The organism is Fundicoccus ignavus (assembly GCF_009659375.1).
Classification (GTDB): Bacteria; Bacillota; Bacilli; order Lactobacillales; family Aerococcaceae; genus Fundicoccus; species Fundicoccus ignavus.
Window position 1 is genome coordinate 112,307 of record NZ_WJQT01000008.1, and the last position, 6,087, is coordinate 118,393.

Consider the following 6,087-nt stretch of genomic DNA (forward strand, 5'->3'; position numbering starts at 1 on the left):
CGCGCTTGTATTTTATAAAAAAATGACACACTTGGATGTGTGGACTAAGATGAAAATAAGGGAGGAGGACTTTAAATGCCTACTATTAACCAATTAGTGAACAAACCACGTAAGTCAAAAATGACTAAATCAAATTCACCAGCATTGAACAAAGGTTATAACAGTTTCAAGAGATCTCAAACAAACACAATGTCACCACAAAAACGTGGTGTATGTACTCGTGTGGGAACTATGACACCTAAAAAACCTAACTCTGCTTTACGTAAATATGCTCGTGTACGTTTATCAAACTTAATGGAAGTTACAGCATATATCCCAGGGATTGGACACAACCTACAAGAACATAGTGTTGTTTTAATCCGTGGTGGACGTGTAAAAGACTTGCCGGGGGTTCGTTACCATATCGTACGTGGTGCTCTAGATACAGCTGGAGTTAACGAACGTAAACAAAGCCGTTCTAAATACGGTACTAAGAGACCTAAAGCTAAATAATTTTAGCCTTAAACTTAAATGTTCAATTAAACCTAAATAAACCAAGTATGAAAGGAGGAATTTGAATGCCTCGTAAAGGAGCAATCGCAAAACGTGAAGTTTTAGCGGATCCAATTTACAATTCGAAGTTAGTTACACGTACAATTAACCGTTTAATGGTTGATGGTAAACGTGGTAAAGCTGCTACGATTTTATATTCAGCATTTGACATCATCAAAGAACAAACAGGAAACGATCCTTTAGAAGTCTTTGAACAAGCAATCGAAAACATTATGCCACTATTAGAAGTTAAAGCTCGCCGTGTAGGGGGTTCTAACTACCAAGTTCCAGTTGAAGTTCGTCCAGATCGTCGTACAACTCTAGCTACTCGTTGGTTAGTAAGTTATTCACGTCTACGTGGAGAAAAAACAATGGAAACTCGTCTAGCTCGTGAAATTATGGATGCTGCCAACAACACTGGTGCATCTGTTAAGAAACGTGAAGATATGCATAAAATGGCAGAAGCTAACAAAGCCTTTGCACATTACCGCTGGTAAGATTTATAATGATTGTGTCGGTTGGTTAAACCAACTGACATCAATCGTTGTTAAACATCTATTCACTATATGAGAGGGGTAAACATAGATGGCAAAAAGAGAATTTTCTCTTGAGAAAACTCGTAATATCGGTATAATGGCCCATATTGACGCGGGTAAAACTACAACTACAGAACGTATCTTGTATTATACTGGTCGTATCCACAAAATTGGTGAAACTCACGAAGGTGCTTCACAAATGGACTGGATGGAACAAGAACAAGAACGTGGTATTACTATTACATCAGCAGCTACAACTGCTCAATGGAATAACCACCGCGTAAACATCATCGATACACCTGGACACGTGGACTTTACTGTTGAAGTAGAGCGTTCATTACGTGTACTTGACGGTGCGGTAACATTACTTGATGCACAATCAGGTGTTGAACCACAAACTGAAACAGTTTGGCGTCAAGCTACAACTTACGGTGTTCCTCGTATTGTATTCATTAACAAAATGGATAAAATTGGTGCAAACTTCTTGTACTCAGTTGATACATTACATGAACGTTTACAAGCAAATGCTCACCCTGTTCAATTACCAATTGGTGCTGAAGATAACTTCACAGGTATTATTGACTTAGTTGACATGAAAGCATACCTATATACGAATGACTTAGGAACTGATATTCAAGAAATTGAAATTCCAGAAGACATGCAAGAATTAGCTGAAGAATGGCGTGGTAATTTAGTAGAAGCAGTAGCGGATACTGATGAAGACCTTATGATGGCTTATCTTGATGGTGAAGAAATTGATGCTGAAACATTAAAAGCTGGAATCCGTAAAGCTACTTTATCAGTAGAATTTTACCCAGTGTTCTGTGGATCATCATTCAAAAACAAAGGTGTTCAATTATTATTGAACGGTGTTATTGACTACTTGCCAGCTCCAACAGATATCGCATCTATTAAAGGTGTTGATGCTAATACTGGAGAAGAAATTGAACGTCATGCAGACGATAGCGAACCATTCTCTGCTTTAGCGTTTAAAGTTATGACTGACCCATTCGTAGGTCGTTTAACATTCTTCCGTGTGTACTCAGGTACTTTACAAGCTGGTTCTTACATCAAGAACGCAAGTAAAGATAACCGCGAACGTGTTGGTCGTATTTTACAAATGCACGCGAACTCTCGTGAAGAAATCCCAGAGGTTTTCTCAGGTGATATCGCAGCAGCAGTAGGATTGAAAAACACTACAACTGGTGATACTCTATGTGATGAAAAAGATGCTGTAATCTTAGAATCAATGGAATTCCCAGAACCAGTTATCGAAGTAGCGATTGAACCAGATTCAAAAGCTGACCAAGATAAAATGGGTATTGCTTTACAAAAACTTGCTGAAGAAGATCCAACTTTCCGTGCATCAACTGATCACGAAACTGGACAAACAATCATCGCTGGTATGGGTGAGTTACACTTAGATATCATCGTTGACCGTTTGAAACGTGAATTTAAAGTTTCTGCAACTGTAGGTGCGCCACAAGTTTCTTACCGTGAAACATTCCGTGCATCAACTCAAGCAGAAGGTAAATTCGTTCGTCAATCAGGTGGTAAAGGTCAATTCGGACACGTTTGGATTGAGTTCTCACCTAATGAAGAAGGAAAAGGCTTTGAATTCGAAAACGCAATCGTTGGTGGTGTGGTTCCACGTGAATACATCCCAGCTGTTGAAGCAGGTCTAAAAGATGCACTAGAAAACGGTGTGTTAGCAGGCTTCCCATTAGTAGATATTAAAGCTAAATTATACGATGGATCATATCACGATGTCGATTCATCTGAGACAGCCTTCAAGGTTGCTGCTTCTTTAGCATTACGTAATGCTGCTAAAAAAGCTAACCCAACAATTCTAGAGCCAATGATGGCTGTAGAAGTAACAGTTCCTGAAGAATATTTAGGAGATGTTATGGGACACGTTAGCTCACGTCGTGGACGTATCGAAGGTACGCAAACACGTGGTAACGCACAAATCGTTAAATCATTGATTCCATTGTCAGAAATGTTCGGTTATGCTACAACATTACGTTCTTCAACACAAGGACGCGGAACATTCTCTATGCAATTTGATCACTATGAAGATGTGCCTAAATCAATCGGAGAAGAAATCATCAAACAATATGGTGGTAAATCAGAAGAATAATTTTTAGATTTGATCTAAAAGTTTAGCGCAACTTTATCATTATCGAGTTGTTCAGCTAATGATTGAAATTAGTTGTTCAACTCGGTATAATTACATTGATAGATTTAATCTTGAATCTATAATCATAAGAATTTAAATTTTTAGGAGGATATATCTAAAATGGGAAAAGAAAAATTTGACCGTTCGAAACCACACGTTAACATTGGTACTTTAGGCCACGTTGACCACGGTAAAACTACTTTATCAGCTGCTATCGCAACTGTATTATCTAAACAAGGCTTTGGTGGGCAAGCTGCTCAATCATACGACCAAATCGATAACGCACCAGAAGAAAAAGAACGTGGAATCACAATCAACACTTCTCACATCGAGTATGAAACAGCTAACCGTCACTACGCACACGTGGACTGTCCAGGACACGCGGACTACGTTAAAAACATGATCACTGGTGCTGCTCAAATGGACGGCGCGATCTTAGTAGTATCATCTGCTGATGGTCCAATGCCACAAACTCGTGAGCATATCTTATTATCACGTCAAGTAGGGGTTCCTTACTTCGTAGTATTCTTAAACAAAGTTGACATGGTTGACGATGAAGAATTATTAGAATTAGTTGAAATGGAAGTTCGTGACTTATTAACAGAATACGACTACCCAGGAGACGACATTCCAGTAATCGCTGGTTCAGCATTAAAAGCTTTAGAAGGTGTTGAAGAATACGAAGCTAAAGTTTTAGAATTAATGGAAGCTGTAGACTCATACATTCCAGAACCAGAACGTGACACTGACAAGCCATTCATGATGCCAGTTGAGGACGTATTCTCAATTACAGGTCGTGGTACAGTAGCTACAGGTCGTGTTGAGCGTGGACAAGTTAAAGTTGGTGACGAAGTTGATATCGTTGGTATCGCTGAAGAAACTAGCAAAACAACTGTTACAGGTGTTGAAATGTTCCGTAAGTTATTAGACTACGCTGAAGCTGGAGACAACATTGGTGCATTATTACGTGGTGTTACACGTGAGCAAATCCAACGTGGTCAAGTATTAGCTAAACCAGGTTCAATTACACCTCATACTAAATTCGAAGCTGAAGTTTATGTATTATCAAAAGAAGAGGGTGGACGTCATACTCCATTCTTTACTAACTACCGTCCTCAATTCTACTTCCGTACAACAGACGTTACAGGTGTTGTAGAATTACCAGAAGGAACTGAAATGGTTATGCCTGGTGATAACGTAGCGATGACTGTAGAATTAATTCACCCAATCGCGATTGAAGATGGAACTAAATTCTCAATCCGTGAAGGTGGACGTACTGTTGGTGCTGGTGTTGTATCTAAAATCATCGGTTAATCCAATATACTAAACTACAATTAAACGCCCTTAGGGGCGTTTTTTTTGTTTATAAAGGATGATAAGTTGTATCTTGATTTAACGTGATTTATACTGCGCTTAGCTTGTTGTTTTCCAATGTGGAAGTCGTTTCTAAAGCTTCATTAACGATTAATTTTTTTCAGCTCAATCGGTTAGGTTCTGTCTATTTTGTTTTGCTCGGAGTCAGAGTAAGCGATTCTATTAGTAGCGATGGCTTGCCCTGCATACCATTTTGGAAACAAAGTCACTGATCTGAGCGCAGTATACCGACAAAAGCATCGCGGTTTTATTCTATTAAAAATACTAAACAGAAAGTTTCTTAGTATAAGGATAGTTTAAGTGTCATGTAATGAAATTTGAGTTTTGTTTTCGCTGCTCGTACTTCATCAGGGGAGGTTTCTAAGTTTCTTTGATGATTGAAATTTATCGGTCCAGTCGATTGAACGCTAACTGCTTTGTTAGAATAAATTTAGAGCTGTTGATTCGATAAAAAGCGTTGGAATAGTCTTATGCCGTTTTGCAAAAAAATACAATGAACGGAGCGAGTTATTGATAATACAATTCTCGATATATTTATAGAAGAAAGTGCCAAACAAAACTTTAATGACTCGAAATGTCGCTATTTCCTTAGATTAGGTATAAATAAATGAAGCTCCCTCTGCTTATATGTGTCCTGGAATGTTCTCTGGTTACAATTATGGCATTTTAAGGTATAGTTGGATTTTTATGTTTGATTATATTAGAACAGAAAATTAAACTGGTAACTCAGAGAAAAGAAATGAATAATATGTAGCAAATAAACTTTAAAAGGGGAATATCCATTAAAATAATATAGTAAGCTTAAATTAGATTTTATTAAAAATTGCCTGAAAGAATTCAGAAGATAAAAAGTTATATGCAAAATCACAATATATTTAATTCAGATGCTTAATTGAAAATAGGAATTAAAAAAATCTCTCTCTTTATAAGAAAAGCGATTAAATGATATTTAGAAAGAAGATTAATAAAACGAAGGAATACTGGGGGAATAACTGGATTCAAAGTATTTTAAAAAAATATATTTTTGATAAATAGTGTTGACATAATAGCTGGAACATGGTATATTATTTCTTGTCGTTAAGAGAACAACAGATTGCAACCAAATGGAAGTGCAATTGAAAGATTCACGTAAACAACTTTTAAAATTCTTAAATAAATTTTAAAAAATGTTGACAAGCGACAAAGAAAGATGTTACTATATAAAAGTTCCGTTAAGGAGATGCGCTTGGCGGCCATCCGATAACAAAAAAGAAACTTAAATTTCTTTTAAAAAGTTGTTGACAAGTCTAAACGAAACATGCTATAATATAAAAGTTGTCACAGCGAACGAGTTCGCAACTGACAAAGCTCATTGAAAACTGAACAAAGACAAACACCAAAATGTGTAAGGGTTCATTACTTGTTAATGAACACAACCGAATAAATTTCGAGACACTGGATGACCACCAGTATAAAAAATCACTAAGC

Annotated in this window: 4 protein-coding genes; all 4 read left to right on the forward strand. The window is 37.1% G+C overall.

The genetic code is table 11. The annotated features are described in order from the left end of the window. The first annotated feature begins 75 nt into the window (after window positions 1-75). The 4 genes from rpsL to tuf all read left to right on the forward strand — a co-directional run bounded on the left by rpsL (window position 76) and on the right by tuf (window position 4,560). Window positions 76-492 carry a 30S ribosomal protein S12 gene (rpsL, locus tag GF867_RS07260; RefSeq protein ID WP_153832436.1) on the forward strand — a complete coding sequence of 139 codons (417 nt, stop codon included), beginning with the start codon at window positions 76-78 and terminating at the stop codon, window positions 490-492. Window positions 493-557: 65 nt separating this feature from the next. Next, a complete protein-coding gene (gene rpsG / locus GF867_RS07265) occupies window positions 558-1,028 on the forward strand; it encodes a 30S ribosomal protein S7 (RefSeq protein ID WP_153832437.1) in 471 nt (156 codons plus the stop codon). An 88-nt stretch (window positions 1,029-1,116) separates the two neighbouring features. Beyond that, window positions 1,117-3,207 (forward strand): elongation factor G, encoded by a 2,091-nt coding sequence (gene fusA, locus GF867_RS07270; RefSeq protein WP_153832438.1) that lies wholly within the window; start codon window positions 1,117-1,119, stop codon window positions 3,205-3,207. A gap of 159 nt (window positions 3,208-3,366) precedes the next feature. Beyond that, window positions 3,367-4,560: an elongation factor Tu gene (tuf, locus tag GF867_RS07275; RefSeq protein WP_153832439.1), complete on the forward strand. Its 1,194-nt coding sequence runs from the start codon at window positions 3,367-3,369 to the stop codon at window positions 4,558-4,560. Window positions 4,561-6,087 lie beyond the last annotated feature (1,527 nt).

What these genes read in the sequence shown, in the direction of transcription:
- rpsL (WP_153832436.1), top strand. Translation starts at nt 76, where the DNA reads ATGCCTACTATTAACCAATTAGTGAACAAACCACGTAAGTCAAAAATG.
- rpsG (WP_153832437.1), top strand. Translation starts at nt 558, where the DNA reads ATGCCTCGTAAAGGAGCAATCGCAAAACGTGAAGTTTTAGCGGATCCA.
- tuf (WP_153832439.1), top strand. Translation starts at nt 3,367, where the DNA reads ATGGGAAAAGAAAAATTTGACCGTTCGAAACCACACGTTAACATTGGT.
- fusA (WP_153832438.1), top strand. Translation starts at nt 1,117, where the DNA reads ATGGCAAAAAGAGAATTTTCTCTTGAGAAAACTCGTAATATCGGTATA.